Below are 21,728 nucleotides of genomic sequence, written 5' to 3' on the forward strand. Positions count from 1 at the left end.
CACGTGCGGTGTGTGCTCTTCACGGGGAAGGGCGGCGGCGGTACCACCACGGTGGCGGCGGCGACCGCGATCCTCGCCGCCCAACGGGGTCACCGGACCCTCGTGCTGTCGGTCGACCCGGCCGCGGGGCTCGCCGGCGCGCTCGACCACCCGATCGGCGCCGAGCCGACCGAGCTTGAACCGGGGTTGCACGGCCAGCAGGTCGACCTGCGCCGCGCGGTCGAGACCCGGTGGCCGGCCGTACGCGAGGTGCTGGCGGGCACCTGGCCGGCCATCAACGTCGATCCGTTCGACCTGGAGGAGTTGGCCTTCCTGCCGGGGGCCGTCGAGACCCTGACGCTGCTCGAACTGCGCGACGGTCTCACCAGCGAGAACTACGACCTGGTGGTGGTCGACGGAGGCCCGGCGGCGGCGCTGGTGCGGCTGCTGGCCTTTCCCGAGACGCTGTCGTGGTACTGCCGCCGGCTGCTGCCGCCCGACGGTGCCTTCGCGCGCTGGCTGCGACCCGGTTTCGGCTGGGCGGCGGCGCTCGGCGGGCGGTGGAGCGCGCTGGCGGCCCCCGCCTACGACACCGTCTCCCGCCTGCACCGGGCGGCGGTCGACCTGCGCGCGATCCTCACCGACCACGCCACCACCAGCGTCCGGCTGGTGGCGACCCCCGAGAGCTCGGCGCTCGCCGCGGCCCGCGGCAGCTTTACGGCGCTGTCGCTGCACGGGTTCACTCTGGACGGCGTCGTCGTCAACCGGATCTTTCCGCCGGCGAACGCGGACGCCTGGCGGGCGGGGTGGGCCGCCGTTCACCGCGAGCAGCTCGCCGACATCACCGCGGCCTTCATGCCCACCCCGGTCCTCCCGGTCGGCTACCGGGCGGGCGAACCGATCGGCCTGGAGGAGCTGGCCGCTTTCGGCGCGGCGACCTACGGTGAGCTCGATCCGGGGAGTGTTCTCGGGGAGCCGCTCATCGGCCCGAGCGGCCAGCCGCGGGTGGAACGCACCGAGGACGGGTTCGCGCTGTCCTTCGGCCTGCCGTTCGTCGACAGTTCCCAGATCGATCTGGCCCGGCTGGGTGATGACCTGGTGGTGACCGTGGGGTCGTACCGGCGGGCTGTTCCGCTGCCCGCGGCGTTGCGTCGCTGCGACGTGAGCACYGCCCGGCTGCGTGACGACCGGCTGGTCGTCTCGTTCGTTCCGGACCCGCGGCAGTGGGTGCGGGTATGACCACGCAGCGGTCCACCCCGGGCCGGCCCGCCGGCGCTGGGCCCGACTTCACCACGCCTCCCCCCGGCACGCCTCCCCCCGACCCGTCCGCGTTGCCCGGCCGCGGGTCGCTCGCGGTCGAAGCCGCCCTGCTCGCTGACGCCCTGCGGGACTGGGCCGCCTCGCATCTGCCCCCCGGTCCCGCCGGGCATCCCGGTCCCGCCGCATCGTCGCCCGCCGCATCGTCGGCGGCGGGACCCGCTGCCGACGATGCGGCGGCGATGCCCGATCCCCAGGCGGATCCGGCGCCGGGACCCGCGGATCACACCTGGCCCTGCGCCGTGTGCCCACTGTGCCGGCTCCTGTCGAGCCTCGCTGGCGACCGCCCCGAGGTGGTTGGCCATCTCCTCGCGGCGGCCGGATCCCTGACCGCGGCGTTCCGCGCCGCCCTCGGTGCCGGTGGGGAGGGCGCTCCCGGGCCCGCCACGCCGCGACGGCGCGAGACGGCGCGCCCCGCATCCGGAGATCATCCATGGCCGGGGGACACCACCGGCACCCAACCAGCCACCGCGCTTAGACCCCGCGTGCAGAGGATCGATATCACGTGAGCATCGCTACTCCTGATAGTTCGAAGAACCTGGATATTCCGGGCAGCTTGACGGTTCCGCGCGCCGAGCGTGCCGGCGCGGCCCCCGGCCCGTTGCCGGCGGAGAACCGGATGGAGGGCCTGACGATCGGCATCGACGTTGGCGGGACGAAGGTCGCCGCCGGCGTCGTGGACGGTGCGGGGACGATCATCACTTCCCTGCGTCGGCCCACCCCGGGCCATTCGGCCGCCGAGGTCGCGGACACCATCGCCAGCGTCGTCGCGGAGCTCAGTGCCGACCACGCCGTGCGCGCGGTCGGCATCGGCGCGGCCGGGTGGGTCGACTCGGACCGGTCCCGCGTCCTGTTCGCACCGAACCTCGCCTGGCGCGACGAACCCCTGCGCGACGAGGTCGGGGGGCGCATCGGCCTGCCCGTCGTCGTGGAGAACGACGCCAACGCGATGGCCTGGGCGGAGTACCGTTTCGGGGCCGGCCGTGGCCGGCGTGACCTCGTCTGCCTGACGGTGGGAACCGGCATCGGCAGCGGCATYGTCCTGGGCGGTGAGCTCTACCGGGGCGCGTCCGGTATCGGCGCCGAGATGGGTCACATGCGGGTGGTACCCGACGGGTATCCGTGCGGTTGTGGTAACAGAGGGTGTTGGGAACAGTATGCGAGCGGGCGAGCGCTGGTCCGGCTGGCGAAGAACATCGCCACCGTGGATCCGAGTGCGGCCGTGCCCATGCTGGAGCATTGCGGCGGTGGCGTCGACGCGCTGACCGGCCCGGACGTCACCGAGGCGGCGCGCAAGGGGGACCCGGCGGCGATCAGGTGCTTCACCGAGATCGGCCACTGGCTCGGCGAGGGCATGGCGACGCTGGTCGCCGCGCTCGACCCGAACCGCTTCGTCATCGGCGGCGGCGTCTCCGACGCCGGCGAGCTGCTGCTCGGCCCGGCCCGRCAGAGCCTCCTGGCCGCTATGCCCGGGCGGGATTACCGTTCCGAGCCGGACATCGTCATCGCCGAGCTCGGATCCCAAGCGGGCCTCGTAGGCGCGGCCGACCTCGCCCGGTTCTGACCCGACCCCCACGGCGATCCCAGGAGGGTCGCCGAAGGCGATTCGGCGGAGACCCCGTACGGCGCCCTGTGACAGGGGTCCCCGCGTCGCGGCGAAGCCGCTACGCGGGGGAGGCCCGGTAGTCGGGTACCAGTTCGGCGGCGAGCTCCTCGAGGAACAGCCCGGTGTCGGCGACGACGCCGACCGCGTGCGCGCTGGTGCGTTCGATGAGGGCGTGCACCGTCGAGGGGTTGACGTCCACGCAGGCCACCGGGACCGAGGCCGGCAGGATGTTGCCGGTGGCCACGGAGTGCTGGGCGCTGGCGATCATGAGGGCGAACGCCACCCCCCGTAGCGCGGCGCGCATCGCCCGCTGGCCTGCCAGGACGTCGGTGTGGACGTCGGGCAGCGGGCCTTCGTCGCGGACCGATCCGACGAGCACGAAGGTCTTGTTGGCCTTGACCATCGCGTGCATGATCCCCTGGGTGAGCACGCCGGACTCCACGGCGGCCCGGATGGATCCCTCCCGGCGGATCGTGTTGACCGCGCGGATGTGCTGCTCGCTGCCGCGCTGCACCCGGCCGCTGCGCAGCGGCCCGAGCCCCAGCGGCGATCCGTAGAGGGCAGCCTCCACGTCGAGTGTCGCCAGCGCGTTGCCGGCGAACAGCACGTCGACATAGCCAGCCCCGACGAGGGCGACCAGCGCCGGCCCGGCTCCGGTGCTCACCACCGCCTGACCCGCCACCCAGAGCACCTGCGAGCCCTCGGCCTTCACCTCGCGGATCTGGCGGGCGATCGCCCGGACCAGGACCGCCTGCGGCTGGGTGGAGCTCGGCAGCGGGGCGGCCAGGGATTCGTACTCCTCGTAGATCCGGCTGGAATGGGCGGTGACCGGCAGGACGACCTTCACCCCGTCCACGCCGCACACGATCATGTCTCCCGCGCGCACGTCGGTGACCGGTACCGTTCGCACCCGGCCGTGCGAGACCACCAGGCCGCAGTCCATCTCGGGATGCTCCACCGGCACCCACTGGCCGTCGAGGTGGACGACGGTCTCCAGATTGGTGGTGGAGTAGAAGTCCGGGGGGAAGACGCCGTCGCGGTCGGCCGGCTCGCACCGGGCCGTGYCAGACTCGATCTTGTTCACGCCGTGGACCTGGATCCGCATCAGAATGCGCATGAGCTGACTCGGTGAGTCGGCCCCCACCGTGATGACCGCGTGGGACTCGTCATCGTGGCTGCGCCCCAGGTCGATACGAACGACCCGATAGTCACCGCCATAGTCCAGCACGTCATCGAGAACCCGGGCCAGCACGCCCGTATCCATGAGATGTCCGTGGACTTCGACCTTTTCGTGATATTGCACGCCCCACGCCCTTCCATCTCGGTGCCGGTACGACGGCTGCCACGCCGCGCTCAGACCACCGCGCCGTCGTCGGGGCCGTCGAAGTCCGTGGGCGGACGGTCTCCCATCCGCGCGACCAGCGTGCCGACCCCGCCGAGGATCAGCAGAACCCCGGCGACGTTCTGGGTTCGGGACTGGTTGAAGTCGATCAGGTCCGGAACGACGAGGAACATCACACCGAGGGCGATCGAACCGAGCGCCCAGCGTGTCACGGGCCTGATCCGTGGCAGCGGTGGCGGGGGTGGCGGCTCGTAGTGCTCRCCGTCCGGGTCCAGATCCGGATCCGGATCCAGATCCGGGTCGTCCAGACCCTCCGGGAGCTGGCCGGAACCCGGCAGATCGCCGAGGTCGACGACGAGGTCCTCGGTGCCGCCGCGTCCCCGTCGGCCKCCCTCGCCGCCCGCGGACGGGAACGGCAACTGGTCGAGCCCGGGTTCGGTCCGGTCCTCCGACACGGGCGGAGCAGCCGGCTCGAACGGCGGACGTAGGATGATCACAGTGGGGCGGCGGGTGTCGTCCAGATCCTCCGCAGCYGGCCACCGGTGGGATTCGGGCTCCTCGTCGAAGCGCGCGATGAGTTCGAAGAACGCGGCGTCGTCGGCTTTCTGGGAGCGCGGGGAGGGCCGCGGTGCGTCGCCCCCCGCGGTTGTCGCGGATCCGTCGCTGTCGCCGTCGAGACCGCCGCCACCCCGGCCGGCCGTGGGCGCGGCACCGGGCGTGGATCCGCCGCCGGTCGGCTCCTCGCGGTTCGCGGAGGTGCCACCGCCACCGGCGGGGGCGCCGCCCGGCCCGCCGAGGGGAGCCCCCTCGGGCGCGGCGCCGTCCGCCGGCGAGGGCCGGTGCTCGCCGGGTCCTGAACCCGGTGACCGCTCAGTCATCGCCGCAGGGCGCGTCGGGCACGAGCGCGCGTGGCGCGTGCCGCCGGACGAATTCCAGACTTCCGTCGAAGATCGTTTCTCGGTCGTTGTCGAGCGTCGCGACGTGGTAACTGTTCTCCAACAGTCGTTCTTCGGCCGGGGCGCGCAGCCCGGCCAGCAGAATCGCGCCGGAGCTGGCTTCCACCACATGGTCGACGACGCTGCGGTAGGTGAGGACCGGACAGACGATCCGACCGAGCTCCGGCCGGGTCACCGCCCACAGTTGGCGCAGCGACGCGAACGGGCGCAGGGGTACCCGGTCGTAACCGACCTCGGGCACGCCCTCGGCCTTCACGTCGCCAGCCACGCCAGGCACGGCGGGGATCACCCGGCTCAGCAGCGGGGCGAACGCCGCGTGCCACCGGTCGGTGGTGAGGCTGGGATTCACCGTGACGAGGCCGGCGAGGTCCCCGCCGTGCTGCTCGGCCAGCCGCAGGGCCAGGGTCCCGCCCATCGACAGCCCCATGACGAAGACCTGCTCGCAGGTGGTCCGCAGCCGCAGAAACGCGGTCTCCGCCGTAGCGTACCAGTCCGGCCAGGTAGTGGGCACCATGTCCTGCCAGCGGGTGCCATGGCCGGGCAGCAGCGGGCACGAGACTGTCAGTCCGACTGCGGAGAGGTACTCGCCCCAGGGCCGCATGCTGCCYGGGGAGCCGGTGAACCCGTGGACCAGCAGCACGCCGACCGACCCACCCTCGAACTCGAACGGTTCCGCGCCCGGGAGGACGGCCGCACCGGTGACACCCGCCATCGTGATCCGCCCTTCGTGCCTCGCGCGCCCGCCCGTATGCCGCGATGCGGGTCCGGCGACGCGCGGAGGGAAAACGCCGGTAAACGCATGCTCGCACGGTCCGCGGGCTGAGGCCACGGTCGTGCGTGTCTCACTCGCTGCGCAACATCGCTGCGCAACATCGCTGCGCAGAAGCCGCCGGACGGAAAGTCTCCGCCTGATGATATCGGTGATGGGTGGCCACGCGCGCGGGACATCGGGATCGAGGCGCGGTCCGCGGGGGGTTGGGGGCCCGCCGTCAGGTTTCCTGGCCGGCACCGGAGAATGACACGCCGAGCGGGGTAGACCCCGTTCGGTGGACGTCGTGATGACCTCTCCTTAGGCTCGAACAAGCCCATCATCCTGGCGACCCGGCCCTGGGCGACCCGGCGCGGTGGGGTCGCAAGGATCGTCGGGGTCTCCGTGGCGGACCCCGACGAGGCCGCGGGTCGTGGACCGGCGGCGTGCGCCCCGGTGCCCGACCGGCCGGTCGGTTCGTGGGAGGTTCGGGCCAGGTGTGATCGGCGTCGGCGGATGAAGACGGGCGACTGGCCACGGGCGCCCCCGGCGGGCCGTCGTCGTGCGGCGGTGACCAGGTGGGAGCTGTCTTGTTCTACTGGGTGGTCAAGGTATTCCTGACACCTGTCCTGCGACTGTTCTGGCGTCCCTGGGTCGAGGGGGCGGAGAACATCCCCCTGGAGGGGCCCGCGATCCTCGCCGGCAACCATCTCTCCTTCCTGGACCACCTCTTCCTGTCGCTGGTCGTCCCCCGCCGTGTCACCTACCTGGCGAAGAGCGACTACTTCACCGAGGCGGGCGTCAAGGGGTGGTTCAAGCGKGTGTTCTTCAGCGGCGTCGGCCAGATCCCGATCGATCGCAGCGGCGGCAAGGCGAGCGAGGGCGCGTTGCGCTCGGGGGTCCGGGTGCTCCGCCAGGGCCGCCTGCTCGGGATCTATCCGGAGGGCACCCGATCCCCGGACGGCCGGCTCTACCGCGGCAAGGTCGGTGTCGCGCGCTTGGCGCTGGAGGCCGGGGTCCCGGTCATCCCCGTGGCGATGATCGGGACTTTCGAGGTTCAGCCGCCGGGCCAGCTGGTGCCGAAGATCCGTCGGGTCGGCATCCGCATCGGCCGCCCGCTCGACTTCAGCCGCTACGCGGCCATGGCAGATGATCGTTTCGTCCTGCGCTCGGTCACCGACGAGATCATGTACGAGCTGATGGCCCTGTCCGGCCAGGAGTACGTGGACCTGTACGCGAAGCGGGCCAAGGAGGAGCTCGCGGCCGCCCGGGCACAGGCGGCTGCCGGGGCGGCCGCGGCGTCTACTGGCACGGCATCGGTCTCCCCGGCGTCCACCGGCACAGCGCCGGGTTCCCCTGGGGCGGCGACGCCGGCTCGGTCTCCGGATCAGCTCGGGCTGCCGGTCACGGCGCCGGCGAACCCACGTGCCACCAAAGACCGGATCGACCGGGCGGTCTGACCCGTTTGCGGTGGGCACGGCAGGATGGTCCGGTGTGTGGTGACAGCGTTCCTGGCTGGACGGCGATCGGTCGGCGTCGCGGCGGCTTCGAACATCCCCGGCGATTCCCGGGACGGCGTCCACTTCTGGTCGCGCTCGGCCTGATCGTCGGCTGCCTCGCGGGAACGGGCCCGGTGCCCGGGGCCTCGGCGGCCGGTTCCCCCGCTGGACCCGCCGCACCTGCTGGACCCGTTGGACCGTCCGTGGGCGCTGCCCCGGCCGATACGATCGGTCGCTCGGGAACGTATCTTACGGACAGTGATCGCCGGGTGGTCGTCCTGCATGGAATCACGGTGCCGGCCGGGGTGACGCCCACCGCCGGGGACATCGACACCTGGGTCGGCTTCGGATTTACCGGGGTGCGCCTGGCGGTCCCGATGGCCAGCGGCGGCCGCTTCCCGGCGACCTCCGGTGGGCCGGTCCTCGACGGTGCCGGCGCGGCGACCACGCCCGCCGACCCCGGACTCGACCAGGCCGCCGCCCTCACCCGCATGTTCACCGACCGCGGGTTGCGGGTCACGCTGCGGATCGTGCCCTCCTCGGCGGGCTACGTGCCCTCCGTCGCCGGCCTCGCCGCGGGGCTCGAACGGTTGGCGACGCGGTTCCGCGATGTGCCGGGCCTGCTCGGCTACGAGGTGCCCGATGGTGGTGGCGGCGGTGCGGGTCTCGTTGCGGCGGTGRCCGCGCATGACGGCGCGCACCTGCTGTGGCGGGAGCGGCCTGCCCCGTTCGACGCCGCATCGACGGTGGCGGTCAATGATCCGACCGGATACCTGGTCGGCTGGAAGGACGGGTCGGCGGTCAGTGTCCGCGGTCTCGTCGCCTCCGCCGACGCGTTCGGCCTGAGCTGGTTCTACGACGTCCCGAGCCCGACCGGGGGCACGGTGGGCACCGCCGCGCCCGTCGGGCTCGGCGGCGCCGAACGCCGGGCGCCCGCCCCGCCCGCGGACATCGTCCGCCCCTACCCCGTGGCCATCGCCGGGGTACCGGAGGTGTTGCGCTTCGACGCGTCGCGGGTGCTGACGGTGGCCTATCGGACCGCGCCGTCGGCCGGGCCGCCCCTCGCTGCCGGCACGGCGACCGCGATCAGCGTGCCGGCCTGGTCCTATCCGACGGGCTACCAGGTGCAGGTCACCGGGGCGCGGGTGACGTCCGCGCCCGGGGCGGGTCTGCTCTGCCTCGTCAGTGATCCCGGCGCCGCCCGGGTCGAGGTCCGGGTCTCTCCGGCGACCGGTCCCGCGGTGACTCCGCCGTCCGTCGCGGGTTCGGCCGGCTGCCGCGCGACGCCGGCGATCGTCCCGGCGGGAGGGCGGTCGCCGGGACCGGACGGTCCGCGGGTGGCGGCGTCCGGGGATGACGCCACGGAGGAGTACTCCGGGCCGCTGCTGTGGCTGCTGCCGTTGGTCGGTGCCGCCTTGGCGGCGCTGCTGCTCGGGGCCTTGCTGCGCCCGTGGCGCCGGCGCTCGGGCCCCGGCCCGGGGTGGTCCGCGGTCGAGCGGCCGACCATGGCGGACACCTCGGCCGGAGGAGACTGAGCCGGTGGGAACCCGCTTCTTTTACGACACCGAGTTCATCGAACGCGCCGACACCGGTCATCACTGGCTCGATCTGGTCAGCGTCGGAATCGTCAGCGAGGACGGCACACAGCGGTACTATGCCGTGTCGACCGAGTTCGACCCGTCGTGGGCTGTGCCCTGGGTCCGTCGCAACGTCCTCGACCAGCTGCCGTCGCCATCGGACGAGGCGTGGAAGCCGCGGGCCCGAATCCGCGACGAGGTCGCCGCGCTGTTGACCGCGGGCGGTGCCCCCKAGCTGTGGGCCTGGTACGGGGCCTATGACCACGTGGTGCTCTGCCAGCTCTTTGGCACGATGACCGCCCTGCCCGCCCAGCTGCCCCGCTTCACCCGGGACCTGCGTCAGCTGTGGKAGGAAGTGGGCCGGCCGGTTCTTCCCGCACCGCCGCCCAACGCCCACGATGCGCTCGCCGACGCCTTGCACAACCTCGCCCGGTGGCGGGTTCTCGCCCCGCTGCGCGCCCAGGTCGCCGCCGTGTCGAACCCATCCCGATGAGTCGATGACGTGGCCGTGGCGGCCTCGTCATTGCCACGCCACGTGACCGCGCTGTTGTCCTGAAGTGTGGCTCTCCCGCTACGCTGCCGCCGGAGAAAGCGGTGTACGGTCGACGAGAGGACTCGGGATGAGGATCGGCGTACTGACCGGCGGCGGCGACTGCCCGGGACTCAACGCGGTGATCCGGGCCGTCGTGCGCAAGGGAGAGAGCGTCTACGGCCACAGCTTTGTCGGGTACCGGGACGGCTGGCGAGGGCCGCTGACCGGCGAGACGGTCCCCTTGGACATCGCGGCCGTGCGGGGGATCCTCCCGCGTGGCGGCACGATCCTCGGCTCCAGCCGCACCAATCCCTACGCCGCCGTGGACGGGCCGGCGCTGGTGCGCGAGCACCTCGCCGCAGCCGAGGTGGACGCGCTCATCGCGATCGGCGGGGAGGACACCCTGGGGGTGGCCGCCCAACTACACGCCGAGGGACTGCCCGTGGTCGGAGTGCCCAAGACCATCGACAACGACCTCTCCGCGACGGACTACACCTTCGGTTTCGACACCGCGGTCAACATCGCCACGGAGGCGATCGACCGGCTGCACACCACCGCGGAAAGYCATCACCGGGTGTTGATCGTTGAGGTCATGGGCCGTCATGCCGGGTGGATCGCTCTGCACAGCGGCATGGCGGGGGGAGCCAAYGTCATTCTCATCCCGGAGCGGCCGTTCGACTTCGACAAGGTGTGCGCCTTCGTCGAAGCCCGGTTCGCCACCCACTACGCGCCGATCATCGTCGCGGCCGAGGGTGCCGTCCCGATCACGGGTACCCTGGTCGCCAGGGAGGGTGARGTCGATGCCTTCGGGCATGTCCGCCTGCAGGGCATCGGGGCGGTCCTGGAGACCGAGATCCGCGCCCGCACCGGTCGTGACGCGCGCGCGACGGTGCTCGGGCATCTGCAGCGCGGCGGCACGCCCACGGCCTTCGATCGATGGCTCGCGACGCGTTTCGGACTGCACGCCGTCGACGCCRTGCACGAAGGCGACTTCGGGGTGATGGTCGCCCTGCACGGCACCCGCATCGACCGGGTTCCGCTGCAGGATGCGACCCGCGAGCTCAAGACGGTGCCCGAGGAGCTCTACCACGAGGCCGAGATCTTCTTCGGCTGACCGGGGGAGGGGCGGGCCGTCGGGCCGGATCCGGTCCGGGAACCGATCCCGGTCCGGGAACCGATCCCGCTCCAGGATCTGATTTCGGTCCAGGATCCGGTCCCGATTCGGGAGCCAGGGCCGGGTGCCGAGTTCCGGGCGGATGCCTGTCCAAGGGAAGACGCCGATTCCCGGGAAGATGTCGGGCGATGGTGACCGCTCGAGCTCGACCTGGGCCGTACCCTGGTGTGGTGAGCGTACTGGATCTCTGGCGGACCCTTCCGGCCAAGCAGCAGCCGTCCTGGCCCGACCCGGCAGAGTTGAGAGCCGCCCATGACCAGCTTGCGGCCCTCCCCCCGCTGGTCACCGCGCCCGAGATCCGGTCCCTGACCGACCGTCTCGCGCTGGTCGCTCGGGGCGAGGCGTTCCTGTTGCAGGGCGGTGACTGCGCCGAGACCTTCGTGGCGAACACCGCCGACAAGATTCGGGACAAGGTCAAGACGCTGCTGCAGATGGCGGTCGTCCTCACCTATGGCGCGAGCACGCCGGTGGTGAAGGTCGCCCGCATCGCCGGGCAGTACGCCAAGCCGCGGTCCGCGGACATCGAGGCCAGCACCGGGCTGCCCTCCTACCGGGGCGACGCCGTCAACGACATCGCGCCCACGGCCGCCGCGCGGCAGCCCGATCCGATGCGGATGGTCGCCGCCTACCACCAGAGCGCAGTCGCGCTGAACCTCGTGCGGGCCTTCGCCACCGGAGGTTTCGCCGACCTGTCGAAGGTCCACGAGTGGAACAAGGCGTTCGTGCGGGATTCCGCGGCGGGTCGCCGCTACGAGGTGATGGCGACGGACATCGAGCGTGCCCTCGCCTTCATGGCCGCCTGCGGYATCGACCTCGATCGGACCGCCGCGCTGACCGGGGTCGAGCTGTTCACGAGTCACGAGGGCCTCCTGCTGGAGTACGAGCGTGCCCTGACCCGGATCGAGGACGCCACCGGCGACCCGTACGACCTGTCCGCCCACATGATCTGGATCGGCGAGCGGACCCGGGACCTCGACGGTGCCCACGTCGACCTGCTGTCCCGGGTGGGCAATCCRATCGGCTGCAAGATCGGGCCGAAGGCTGGCCCGGACGAGGTCCTCGAGCTTGCCGAGCGGCTCAACCCCGACCATGTCCCCGGCCGGCTCACCCTGATCTCCCGGATGGGGGCAAAGCGGGTCCGGGACACGCTGCCCCCGATCATCGAGAAGGTCAACGCCGCCGGGCCGCCAGTGGTGTGGTCGTGCGATCCGATGCACGGCAACACCCGTGACGTGGGCGGYGTCAAGACGCGCCACTTCGACGATGTCCTCGACGAGGTCTTCGGCTTCTTCGAGGTCCACAAGGCGTTGGGCACCCACCCCGGTGGCCTGCACATCGAGCTGACCGGGGAGAACGTCACCGAGTGCCTCGGTGGGGCCGAACTCATCGGGGAAGACGACCTCGGCGGCCGTTACGAGACCGCCTGCGACCCCCGTCTGAACACCGGGCAGGCGCTAGAACTGGCCTTCCTCGTCGCCGAGATGCTGCAGAACACGCGGGGAGAACGCGGCGCGCCGTGGCCCTCGTGAGCTGGACTTGTCTTCCGCACGTGCGTGCGTGCGATGAGCCAGCTGCTTGATCTCTTGTTCGGATCACGTCGGGGTGACCGCGATCGGTAGTGACGGGTCTGGGACTGTTCCTGGCTGTGACGGTCGCGATGGACTACGGGCCGCCGAGCGTCGAGAAGCCGCTCGGCGCGCTGCCCGTCGTGCGTGACTACCTGGCCCGCCTCGATGTCGCGGGCAYGATCGACCGGCTCGCCCCGATGCGTGACAAGGTCAACCGGGCCAGCCACGGGCAGGTGATCGCCGCGCTGGTCGCCAACCGGCTGACCTCGCCGACCCCGCTGCTGCACGTCGAACGGTGGGCACGCCAGTGGGCGGTCGAGGAGATGTTCGGCCTCGCGCCGGACGTGTTGAACGACGACCGGGTCGGTCGGGCGCTGGACGCGCTCGCCCCGGTCTGCGAGGCCGTCGTCGGCTCGGTCGGCGCCGCGGCGATCACCGCGTTCGGCCTCGACGTGTCCCGGATCCACTGGGGCATGACGTCGATCTCGCCGCACGGCGCCTACCCCGAGGTCGACGGCGACTACGCGACCCCGAAGTACGGCCATCCCAAGGACCGCCGCCCCGACCTCAAAAGGTCCAGACCGGGCCCGCGGTCACCGGCGACGGCGGGATCCCGCTGGTCCACCGCGCCTACGACGGCGGCGCCGGTGAGGTCAGTCAGGTCTCCCAGGTCACCGCCGCGATACGCGCCCTGACCACGATCGCCGGCGAACGGCGGTTCCTGCTGGTCGGCGACAGCAAACTCGTCTCCTACCCCAACCTGACCGCGCTGACCTCCACGCCTGGGGTCACGTTCCTCGCGCCGGCACCGACGACGGCCGTGCCCGCGCAGGTCCTAGCCGCCCAGGACTGGGCCACCRCCACCCTCGTCGACCACGTCGCGGCGCGCGACCAGGACAAGCCGATCCACGCCCGGGCGACTTACCGGGCCCGCGAGGGCGTGACAACCCTGCGGGGGCCCCGCAAGACCGACGCGGCGGTCACCGTGCGCACGGTGTTCATCTGGTCGTCCGCGAACGACCAGGCCGCCAAAGCCGCCCGCGCACTCAAACTCGACCGCGCCCGCACCGACCTCGACACCCTCACCCGCGCCGCGGGCAGCCACCACCTCTACCGCACCGAAGCCGCGGTGAAAGCCCGCCTGACCCTGCTGGCGACGAAACACCGCGTCACCCGCTACCTCGTCGCCGCCACCAGCGTCGATCCGGACACCGGGAAACCGGCCCTGACCTGGCACTTCGACTCCGCCGCGCTCGACGCCGAGGCCGCCACCGACGGCTGGTACGCCCTGCTGACCAACCTGCCCGACACCATCGGCCCCGCCGAGGTACTCGCCCGCTACAAAGGCCAGGAAGTCGTCGAACGTCGCTACGGCGCGTTCAAGGGCCCGCTCGCGGTCGCAGGCCGCACCGTGGGCGGGGTGCTGGACGGGCCGTCTGTGGACGGGGCGGCCCCGTTTCGGATCCCGGGAAGCTGCGCCGGGATGGACGGGCCGGGGCAGCCTCTGTCTCAGAGCCTGGGCGGCACCCGACTGCCGAGGTCAAYCGGCGCGACGCGGTGATCAGGAAGACCTCTGCTGCGGGCGTACAGATCGGCATCGGCAGGGCTGCGGAACTCCGGCTCACCGACGATGATCCGGACAACTCGGCYGTTCACGTCCAGCTCGACCACACCCCAGCCCGGATGTGGCGTCCGGATCGGGAGCGGTGGGGAGTGAGCGCCGTCAACGGCCGCTCCGACCGGCTCCCTCCCCACCCCGGCCACCACGCCCTGTCCGACTCCGGAACGCAGCACGGCGCTGGACGACGACCGGTCAGGGCTGGGCTGGTGGCCCTCGGCGGGCGTCCGGCCGGCGGCCCCGGGTTCGTTCGTGGGTCTGGTCACGTGGGCCCATGGCGAATAGATGCTTTCGTCATCTCCATGCATCTCTGAACAAGCGTCTCGATAAATGGGCGCGAGGTGAAGTCTCCCGGACCGCTTCTGCGGGTGGAGGCAGCATTGGGATCCCGACCGCCAGCTCAGTGTCCAAGATCGGGAAGTGGGTGGGACTAGCGGGTTATGACTCTGTAGAGAGTCCCCAGATTGCCGCGACACGAGCTCCACCCACAAGGTCACTGCACCGTCCCAGTACCGAACTTTCACTGAACTTGGCGGACCCAGACACCCATCCGCTTGCCGGGCTGCCCCCGGCTGCCAGACTCCAGGACATGGCGGAACTCGACGGCCACCCGGTCACCCCTGAGGCGCTCGCGGCGCTGGCCCTGACCAACCTCGGGCACTTCACCTCGATGCGCGTCGATGATGGCCGGGTACGGGGCCTGCCGCTGCACCTGAGCMGGCTGGTCCGTGRCTRCCGCATCGTCTTTGCAGCCGACCTCGATCCGGAACACGTCCTGAAGCTGGTCCGTCACGCGGTCGGAGGCAGAACCGGCTCGCTCGTCGTCCGCGTCACCGTCTTCGACCCAGCACTGGAACTCGGGCACCCGGGTGYGACGGCCGCTCCACACATCCTGGTGACCACTCGACCGGTCGCGCCGACCGTGTTGCCGGCGCTACGCGTGAAGGCCTGCGTCTACTTGCGGGATCTTCCGATGGTGAAACACGTCGGCCTGTTCGGCTCTCTGTACCATCGCCGCGGTGCCCAACTCGACGGCTATGATGATGCGCTGTTCACCGATCCCACAGGAGTCGTCTCCGAAGGCGCCACCTGGAACGTCGGTTTCTTTGATGGCGACAACGTCATCTGGCCCAAAGCCGACGTCMTGCCTGGAGTAACCATGGGACTCCTGCAGCAGGTCGGCACTCACGTCACCGCCCCTGTTACCCTGGATATGCTCGGCAGCATGCAGGCGGCTTTTGCTACTAACACTTCGATCGGCGTCCKCCCGATCCACATGATTGATGGTGTGAACCTTCTCGACGACCATCCAATTCTACGGGAACTCCATGCCACCTATATCGCCATCCCCGGCGATTCCCTGGAGTAGGAAGCTCAYGGATGGCTACCGTGATCCGCTGGACAGGACGAGAGATCCGGGCAMTACGTCAGGCCAAACGGATGAGCCTGCAAGCATTCGCGGCACATATCGGCGTCAGCGAGCGCATGGTCTCGAAGTGGGAGGCCGGTAGCAACACCATCACCCCCCGGCCGGTCAATCAGGCAGCTCTCGACACCTCCCTCGCCTGCTCGCCGGCCTCCGTCCAGGAGCGTTTCGCACTCCTACTAACACCTCGACTTTCGTAGTTATGCGGCGGTGATCTCCCAGGCCAGTCGGAGGGTGTGGATTTCGGCTGGGGTGGGCTGTTCGGGGTGAGCGGGCTGGTATTTGGTGGCGATGAGGACGCGGCGGTGCTTGGCGAGCAGGTCGGCGGTCGAGGGCCGGGTCTTGGTGGTGTACCAGGGCGCGCGGGCGCGGTGCTCCGCGGCGTCGTCGTGGTGGTGGCCGGTGGTGAGGTACCAGGYGAAGGCGAGGGTCTGGCAGGTCAGGCCGAACGGGACGGCGCGTTGCGCGGCGGTGGCGAGCCGGTTGCGGGCCTGGCCGACGCCGACGAGTTGTTTGGCGTCTTCGATCGCGACCTCGTGTTCCCATCTTTGCCGGTAGGCCCCGGCCAGAGCGGTCGCGGTCGCCTCCCGCGGGTCACAGATCGTGGTGAGCAGGCCGGTGATCTCGTGTTTCCCGTCGCCCTCACGGTCGGGGACGTCGTACTCGACGAGGCGGGTGTAACGGGCTTTCGTCGGGTCCAGCGGCGCGCCGGCGCGGGCCGCGGTGACGAGGGTCTCCCGGGCCTTCCCGGTGACCTTCGGGTTGACCAGCACGGTCAGATAGGAACCGTCGGACAACGCGCGCAGCGGGGGCAGGCGCAGGGTGGCCTTGACCCGCCACAGCAGCGCCGCACCGGTGTCCGCCGCGGTGCACCAGTCCGCCCACGAGTAGAAGTTACGGTCCGCGAGCAGCAGCCAGTCCGAGGCCAGYCGCGGGTAGACAGTCCGGGCCAGTGCCTGCTCGCTGGCGGGTTTCGCCCCACCGGCCGGGCCGAACGCGGCCAGGACCGGCGCGTGCGAGGCGCACTCGGACACGGTCACCGCGCGGACCTTCGGCAGTACCCCTGGCGCGTCGACGCGGCCGGCCGGTAGGCCGAACGCGGCGATGTTCTCCTTCGAGGCGGGGGCATCCCATTCCAGCCCGTCGATGCTCATCAGCCGCCACCGGCTCAGGAACGCCCCGACCGTGTCCAGGTCCGCGACCGGCCCGGCGACCTGACCGAACAGTTCGGCCAGCGGCGCCGCACCGAGCCGCTGGCGGGCCTTGGTCAGCCCTGACGAGGTCGGTTCCCACCGCGGCCCCACCACGTCGAGATCGGTGAGCGTGGCGGCGAGCCGGCGGGCGACCGTCTCGTAGTCGTCGTCCGCGAACAACGCGAGCGCCATCACGAAATAGGCCACGACCTGCGGGGGGATCGTCGTGTCGGAGCGCCGGGCACCCGCCCCGGTCGCCTCGATCGCCTCATCGACCGCATCACGCGGGACGAACGACGTCAGGACCCCCAGAGAGATCCAGTCYGTCAGCTGGCTACCYRCAACCGCCTCACTGTCCGCCACACACCCCGATCATGCCGGCAACCAGACAGAACAGCCGGAACCGACACACCGACGACCATCAAGATCCAGTTAGTGGAAGCGGCATTGGGACCCGAGCCCGTGACGCGGGGGTCCTGGGAAGAGCGAGTACCACGGCTCGTCCTCCGGAGAAGGCCGATCAGACGGCCAACCRTAAGAAGCGCGGCAGCGCCGGAGGTCGCCCGGTCCGCCACGACGCCGCGCTCTATAAAGACCGCAACACCGTGGAGCGCGGCATCAGCAAGATCAAGGAATGGCGGGGTCTGGCCACCCGCTACGACAAGACACCCGAAAGCTACGCCGCAGGACTCCACCTGCGCGGATCCATCCTCTGGCTACGCAGCCTGCCAACCCCATGATCCAAACTCGGAACAGATTCTAGCGGGATCCCGGCGTCGGCGCCCCGTTCGGGGGGCTCTGCGGCGAGGGCGCGCCCACCGTGGTCGGCGTGACATCGGATGCGGTCGTGGCGGGGGTCGGGGTCGTGTCGTCTGTCGGGGTCGTGTCGTCTGTCGGGGTCGTGGCGGGGGTCGGGGTCGTGGCGGGGGTCGGGGTCGTGGCGGGGGTCGGGGTCGTGGCGGGGGTCGGGGTCGGGATGGTCGTTCCGCTCGTGGCACCACCCGGCGCCGGGCTCGGGGGCCCCGGCGAGCCGATGCCGGTGCCGGCAGGGGTGGGAGTGCCGGGGGTGGGAGTGCTGAGGGCGGGCGCGGCGGTGGCCCCGGTCGCCGTGGGCCGAGGTGCGGAGAGCAGCGGCGCCACGTAGGGCGGGGGGGTGAGGGCGTCACCGGTCGGCACGATCGGAGAGATCTGGCGGACGGGTGAGGGGGCCCGGACCGGCGCTGGTGCCCGCGGGCCGAGCCTGCGCCTGACGTCGTCGATGAGATCCAGAGCCGCATGCGCCGGTCCGACCGAGCCCACGGGAAGCGATCTCAGCAGGTTCTTCAGCCCGCGGGACTGCTCGGTGGTGAAGGCGTTCACCGTGGTCCAGGCGTCCGTGTCCCCGGCGGCGACCCGGGCCAGCAGTACCTGCGTGCCGGCGCGCACCTCGGCGATCCAGTCCCGCAGCAGCGCGTTGACCAGCTCGGGGTCGAGGCGGTCCCCGTTGCCGGGGCCGGGCGGGTCGCTCGGCGCGTCGGGGCCATCGGATTCGCCGGCGTCGCCGGAGACGGCGGGTGTGCGGGGACCGGGAGGCCACGTCCCCGCAGTGGGTGACACCGCAGCGGGTGACACCGCGATGGTCGGTGACACCGCGATGGTCGGTGGTGCGGCGGTCGCCGTGGGGTTCACCACCGGCACCCGCGGGCTCGTCTCCGGAGCGCCGGCACCGGTTTCCGGGGCGATCACCCCGCCGTCGTTCACCGTGATCGTGCGCAGTTCGCTCATCCGCAAGCCGRCCATGCCCAGCCGGGTCTTCGCCCGCTCGACCGGATCGCGGACCAGCGACACCTGGAGGTCTTCGACCTGTCGTTTGACGCCGTACAGGGTATCGCCGGGTAGCGAGTCCCCCGAGCTGACCGCGAGGGCCGCCGTGGTGACGGCGGCGGTGAGTGCTCCGGCCAGCAGCGGCCGGGCGGCCCGGGTCATCCTGCCCCGGCCGGAGACACCGCAGGCAGAGACACCGCGGGCACCGGTCCGGCGTACCCACCGCGCGTCGACCGGATCGTTTCCCGGCAGGTCAGGATCGACGCCCTCGGGAGGCGTGCGTGCGGGACGGGTTCTTGTGGGACGGGCCTCGGTCTCGTGGCCCTTCACGGAGGTGCCGGGGGAAACGGCGGCGGGGGAACGGACGGGATCGCATGCCGGGGAGCCGGTGACGGCGGCGAACAGCTGTCCGCGCAGGGCGGCGTGCCGTGCCGGATGCAGCCGCGGTGACGGCAGGTCCCGGAGGGCCGCCACGGTGTCGATCAGCCGCGCGTCGGTCTCGTCATACGGGGGGCGCTGTCCGTCCAGCAGGTCGGCGACCCGCTCGGCCCGCCGTCCACCGCCGGCCATGCCCCGCCACGACGACTCCCGCCACCACGACGACTCCCGCCACCACGACGTCGGCCGCCGCGGGCCGGCGGGCCACCGGCCACGACCACGCGCTGCCTTCACGCCGTCGTCCCCCCGGGGAAGCGGTCGCGGATCTTTCGCCCACCGCGCGATTCGTTGCACAATATGATCAACCTGGTGGAGGATGGCGGCTCAGCCGAGGGGGTCCCACGTTGTGTTGACGTGCACGGTACTTCCTTTTTCGATTTTGCTCCCGGCCTTGGCGGACTGCGATGTCACCCGGTCGCCCGGCCCGCCGATCCAGCCGATACGGTCAATCTTCAACCCCCGGCGCTGCAGGATGTTCTCGGCTTCCCGGTAGCTCTTCCCGACCACGTTCGGCACCGGGACCTGGATCCCGCTGCCGTCGCCCCCGGAACCGTCACCGTTGTCGAACCCGTCGGCCTCGGCTACGGTGAGGGTGACGGTGCCGCCGGGTGAGATCGGCTGCCCCACGTCGGGAGAGACCCCGAAGACCTCACCGGGCTGCACGGCGTCGTTCACGGCGTCGGTGCGCTGCACCACGAGGCCGATGTTCAGGCCGACGAGCTCGGCCTTGGCCTCCTCGAACGACTTGCCGATGATGTCGGCCGGCACCGGCTTCGTCGCGGGGCCCGTCGAAGTGATCACGACGACCTGGTCCTTCGGCTTGAGCGCGGTGCCGGCCCCGGGGTTCGTACCGATCACATGGCCCGCCGGCACCGTGTCACTGGACTGTGGGCTCAGGCCGCCGAGGGTCAGGTCCACTTCGGCCAGCCGGGCCTTGGCCTGGGTCTCGGTGAGGTTCGCCAGGTCCGGCACGCGCACCGTCGCGGGGCCGGAGCTCAGCCGCAGGGTGATGAGCGCGCCCTTGTCGACCTTCGATCCGTCCCGGGGATCCTGCTGGGCGACGTGGCCGACCGGTACCGTGGCGCTGGCGACCGGGTCGAGGTAGGTGAACTGGAAGCCGGCGTCGCGCAGCATTTTCTCGGCGTCGGATCTGCTCAGGTTCGTCAGCAGCGGGACCTCGGTCCCTCCGCCGGACAGGGAACGGAACGCGAGGATCCCGAGCAGCAGGACCAGGACGGCCATGCCACCGACGACGACCGGGATGAGCCCTCGGGAGCGTGGCGATGCGGCGGCCCGTCGCCGCCCGCGCCCGCCACCGCCCCCGAGATAGGCCGTGGCGGTCGGCGAGGGCGGGGAGGCGGATCGATAGAGCGCGCCGGTGCCTGGCTGGCCCGGCCCGGCACCGGCGAACGCGCGCTCCGCGGCGGCCCCCGGCCCGGCGCCCCGGGAGTCGTCGTAGTCCTCGGCCTGGAACGGCTGGGTGTACCCGGGCTCCTGGGGGTACCCGGGCTCCTGGGGGTACCCGGGCTCCTGGGGGTACCCGGGCTCCCGGGCCCCTGAAGGCCGCTCGGCCAACCCGATCCGTTCGATCTCGCCGGTGAACCCGCTCGGGTAGGCGTCCTGCGGGGGCAGGAACGGCTCGATGCGCCGCAGCTCCGCCAGCAGGGCCGCACCATCGACCGGCCGGCGCGCCGGGTCGCGGGCGGTGGCCCGGAGAACAAGACCGTCCAGCTCGGCGGGAATGCCCTCGATCATGGTGGACGGCGCCGGCACGTCGCCGTGGACCGACTGGTAGGCCACCGACATCGGGGTGGCGCCGCTGTGCGGGAGCTGCCCGGTCAGGGATTCGAAGAGCACCACACCGGCGGCGTAGACGTCGCTGCGGGTGTCGGCGACGCCGTGGGTGACCTGCTCGGGGGCGAGGTACCCGACAGTGCCCATCACCACGCCGCCGGTGAGTGCCTGGGTGGGCTGGCTCACCGGACGGGCGAGGCCGAAGTCCGCGACCTTCACCTGGCCGTCGTCACCGAGCAGGATGTTCTCGGGCTTGATGTCGCGGTGGATGATGCCGGCGGCATGCGCGGCGGCGAGGGCCTCGATCACGGGCTCGATGATCTCGATGGCCTCGGTGACCGGGAGCCGACCCCGGGCGCCCAGGTGCTGGCGCAGCGACCGGCCGCGCACCAGCTCCATCACCAGGTAGTTGACCAGACCGGCGGGGATGTGGTCGGAACCCTGGTCGAGGATGGAGACGACGCGCGGGGTGTTGAGCCGTGCCACGGCCTTGGCCTCKCGATGGAAACGGGTGACGAACTCCGGGTCGTGATTGAGAGTGGGATGCATGACCTTGAGGGCGACGAGCCGGTCCAGCCGGTTGTCGTGCGCGACGTACACCGTCGCCATCCCGCCGACGGCGAGCCGTTCCTGCGCCGTGTAGCGGCCGTCGAGAAGCCGACCTACGACGGGGTCGGCCACGGTGGCATCCACGAGGGAGAGTTTACGATCGTTGTCGAAGGATGCCGCTACCGAGCCCCGCGAGGTTAACCCGGATACGTCGTTCGAGCGAGAAGTACCTCGTCGCGCAGCATGGTGTCCACCGGGTGAAACCCGGGTGCCCACATTGAATCGGTTCTCAAGGCCGCGATGATCGTCGACGGGCGTGGRTCAGTGTCGCAGATCGGCGTCGCAGATCGGCGTCGCGGCGGGACACCCGAAGCCGCGGCCAGGAAGCAGCGGTTACACTGTCGATTGCTCCGGGGAGCCCACGGACGTGGGCTGAGAGGCTGGCCAGTATCCCGTCGGCGACCCGTATACCCGATCGCGGTCATGCGCGCGTGGGGAGGATGAAAGATCGTGTCGCAGCACCCCCTACGTCCTGCCGGTTCCCGTCCCGGCGATTCTCCCCCCGACGGTTCCTGTCCCGATGGCCTCGCCGGTGGAGGTTCCGCCGTC

General features: G+C 71.4%; 18 protein-coding genes, 1 pseudogene and 1 riboswitch. Of the genes and pseudogenes, 13 read left to right on the forward strand and 6 right to left on the reverse strand.

What is annotated here, in order from left to right; all coding sequences use genetic code 11:
• Positions 1–12 precede the first annotated feature (12 nt).
• Genes Manayef4_RS02245 through Manayef4_RS02255 form a run of 3 tightly spaced genes read left to right on the forward strand, consistent with a single transcriptional unit; the run spans position 13 to position 2,860 of the window.
• Positions 13–1,218 carry an ArsA family ATPase gene (locus Manayef4_RS02245; RefSeq protein ID WP_277870082.1) on the forward strand — a complete coding sequence of 402 codons (1,206 nt, stop codon included), beginning with the start codon at positions 13–15 and terminating at the stop codon, positions 1,216–1,218.
• Positions 1,215–1,805 carry a hypothetical protein gene (locus Manayef4_RS02250; RefSeq protein WP_235187022.1) on the forward strand — a complete coding sequence of 197 codons (591 nt, stop codon included), beginning with the start codon at positions 1,215–1,217 and terminating at the stop codon, positions 1,803–1,805. Before Manayef4_RS02245 ends, Manayef4_RS02250 begins: the two co-directional genes overlap by 4 nt.
• On the forward strand, positions 1,802–2,860 hold the full coding sequence (locus Manayef4_RS02255) for an ROK family glucokinase (RefSeq protein ID WP_023841262.1): 1,059 nt from the start codon (positions 1,802–1,804) through the stop codon (positions 2,858–2,860). The genes Manayef4_RS02250 and Manayef4_RS02255 overlap by 4 nt, the downstream gene beginning before the upstream one ends.
• A gap of 100 nt (positions 2,861–2,960) precedes the next feature.
• On the opposite strand, the gene Manayef4_RS02260 is transcribed toward Manayef4_RS02255, so the two are convergent.
• From Manayef4_RS02260 to Manayef4_RS02270, 3 genes are read right to left on the reverse strand one after another with little or no spacing between them, the layout of a single operon-like run.
• Complete coding sequence (locus Manayef4_RS02260; protein WP_070130467.1) at positions 2,961–4,205, reverse strand: hypothetical protein; 1,245 nt, start codon at positions 4,203–4,205, stop codon at positions 2,961–2,963.
• 50 nt (positions 4,206–4,255) lie between these two features.
• Complete coding sequence (locus Manayef4_RS23770; RefSeq protein WP_011437475.1) at positions 4,256–5,122, reverse strand: hypothetical protein; 867 nt, start codon at positions 5,120–5,122, stop codon at positions 4,256–4,258.
• Entirely contained in the window at positions 5,115–5,912 is a 798-nt protein-coding gene (locus Manayef4_RS02270) for an alpha/beta fold hydrolase (protein ID WP_011437474.1), read from the reverse strand. Before Manayef4_RS02270 ends, Manayef4_RS23770 begins: the two co-directional genes overlap by 8 nt.
• Before the next feature lie 626 nt (positions 5,913–6,538).
• Here Manayef4_RS02270 and Manayef4_RS02275 point away from each other — a divergent pair.
• From Manayef4_RS02275 to Manayef4_RS02315, 9 genes are all read left to right on the forward strand, one after another.
• Positions 6,539–7,408 (forward strand): lysophospholipid acyltransferase family protein, encoded by an 870-nt coding sequence (locus Manayef4_RS02275; protein ID WP_035731772.1) that lies wholly within the window; start codon positions 6,539–6,541, stop codon positions 7,406–7,408.
• Positions 7,409–7,716: 308 nt separating this feature from the next.
• On the forward strand, positions 7,717–8,982 hold the full coding sequence (locus tag Manayef4_RS02280; RefSeq protein ID WP_254665420.1) for a hypothetical protein: 1,266 nt from the start codon (positions 7,717–7,719) through the stop codon (positions 8,980–8,982).
• A gap of 4 nt (positions 8,983–8,986) precedes the next feature.
• Positions 8,987–9,517 carry a polyadenylate-specific 3'-exoribonuclease AS gene (locus tag Manayef4_RS02285; RefSeq protein WP_070130468.1) on the forward strand — a complete coding sequence of 177 codons (531 nt, stop codon included), beginning with the start codon at positions 8,987–8,989 and terminating at the stop codon, positions 9,515–9,517.
• Positions 9,518–9,644: 127 nt separating this feature from the next.
• A complete protein-coding gene (locus Manayef4_RS02290) occupies positions 9,645–10,670 on the forward strand; it encodes a 6-phosphofructokinase (protein WP_070130469.1) in 1,026 nt (341 codons plus the stop codon).
• Positions 10,671–10,858: 188 nt separating this feature from the next.
• The gene (locus Manayef4_RS02295) at positions 10,859–12,259 is read left to right on the forward strand and encodes a 3-deoxy-7-phosphoheptulonate synthase class II (RefSeq protein WP_011437469.1); all 1,401 of its coding nucleotides are present in this window, start codon (positions 10,859–10,861) and stop codon (positions 12,257–12,259) included.
• Between the two features lie 89 nt (positions 12,260–12,348).
• Positions 12,349–12,993 carry a DUF4277 domain-containing protein gene (locus Manayef4_RS25595; protein ID WP_254665421.1) on the forward strand — a complete coding sequence of 215 codons (645 nt, stop codon included), beginning with the start codon at positions 12,349–12,351 and terminating at the stop codon, positions 12,991–12,993.
• A gap of 125 nt (positions 12,994–13,118) precedes the next feature.
• Positions 13,119–13,859 (forward strand): hypothetical protein, encoded by a 741-nt coding sequence (locus Manayef4_RS25600; RefSeq protein ID WP_254665422.1) that lies wholly within the window; start codon positions 13,119–13,121, stop codon positions 13,857–13,859.
• A 646-nt stretch (positions 13,860–14,505) separates the two neighbouring features.
• Positions 14,506–15,285, forward strand: a complete 780-nt coding sequence (locus tag Manayef4_RS02310) for an aminotransferase class IV family protein (protein WP_070130471.1) — start codon at positions 14,506–14,508, stop codon at positions 15,283–15,285.
• An 11-nt stretch (positions 15,286–15,296) separates the two neighbouring features.
• Complete coding sequence (locus Manayef4_RS02315) at positions 15,297–15,542, forward strand: helix-turn-helix transcriptional regulator (RefSeq protein ID WP_070130472.1); 246 nt, start codon at positions 15,297–15,299, stop codon at positions 15,540–15,542.
• Here Manayef4_RS02315 and Manayef4_RS02320 read toward each other — a convergent pair whose 3' ends face one another.
• Positions 15,543–16,898 (reverse strand): IS4 family transposase, encoded by a 1,356-nt coding sequence (locus tag Manayef4_RS02320; protein WP_139139967.1) that lies wholly within the window; start codon positions 16,896–16,898, stop codon positions 15,543–15,545.
• A 143-nt stretch (positions 16,899–17,041) separates the two neighbouring features.
• On the opposite strand from Manayef4_RS02320, the pseudogene Manayef4_RS02325 reads away from it, so the two are divergent.
• A pseudogene (locus Manayef4_RS02325) lies at positions 17,042–17,275 on the forward strand (transposase); the annotation flags it as partial.
• A gap of 19 nt (positions 17,276–17,294) precedes the next feature.
• Here the strand turns inward: Manayef4_RS02325 and Manayef4_RS02330 are convergent.
• Entirely contained in the window at positions 17,295–19,010 is a 1,716-nt protein-coding gene (locus Manayef4_RS02330; RefSeq protein ID WP_175443299.1) for a hypothetical protein, read from the reverse strand.
• A 90-nt stretch (positions 19,011–19,100) separates the two neighbouring features.
• Positions 19,101–21,251 (reverse strand): Stk1 family PASTA domain-containing Ser/Thr kinase, encoded by a 2,151-nt coding sequence (locus tag Manayef4_RS02335; RefSeq protein ID WP_240724102.1) that lies wholly within the window; start codon positions 21,249–21,251, stop codon positions 19,101–19,103.
• 269 nt (positions 21,252–21,520) lie between these two features.
• A riboswitch (TPP riboswitch) is annotated at positions 21,521–21,634 on the forward strand.
• The last annotated feature ends 94 nt before the right edge of the window (positions 21,635–21,728 follow it).

The sequence above is a fragment of the Frankia sp. CgMI4 genome (genome assembly GCF_001756285.1).
Taxonomy (GTDB): Bacteria; Actinomycetota; Actinomycetes; order Frankiales; family Frankiaceae; genus Frankia; species Frankia casuarinae.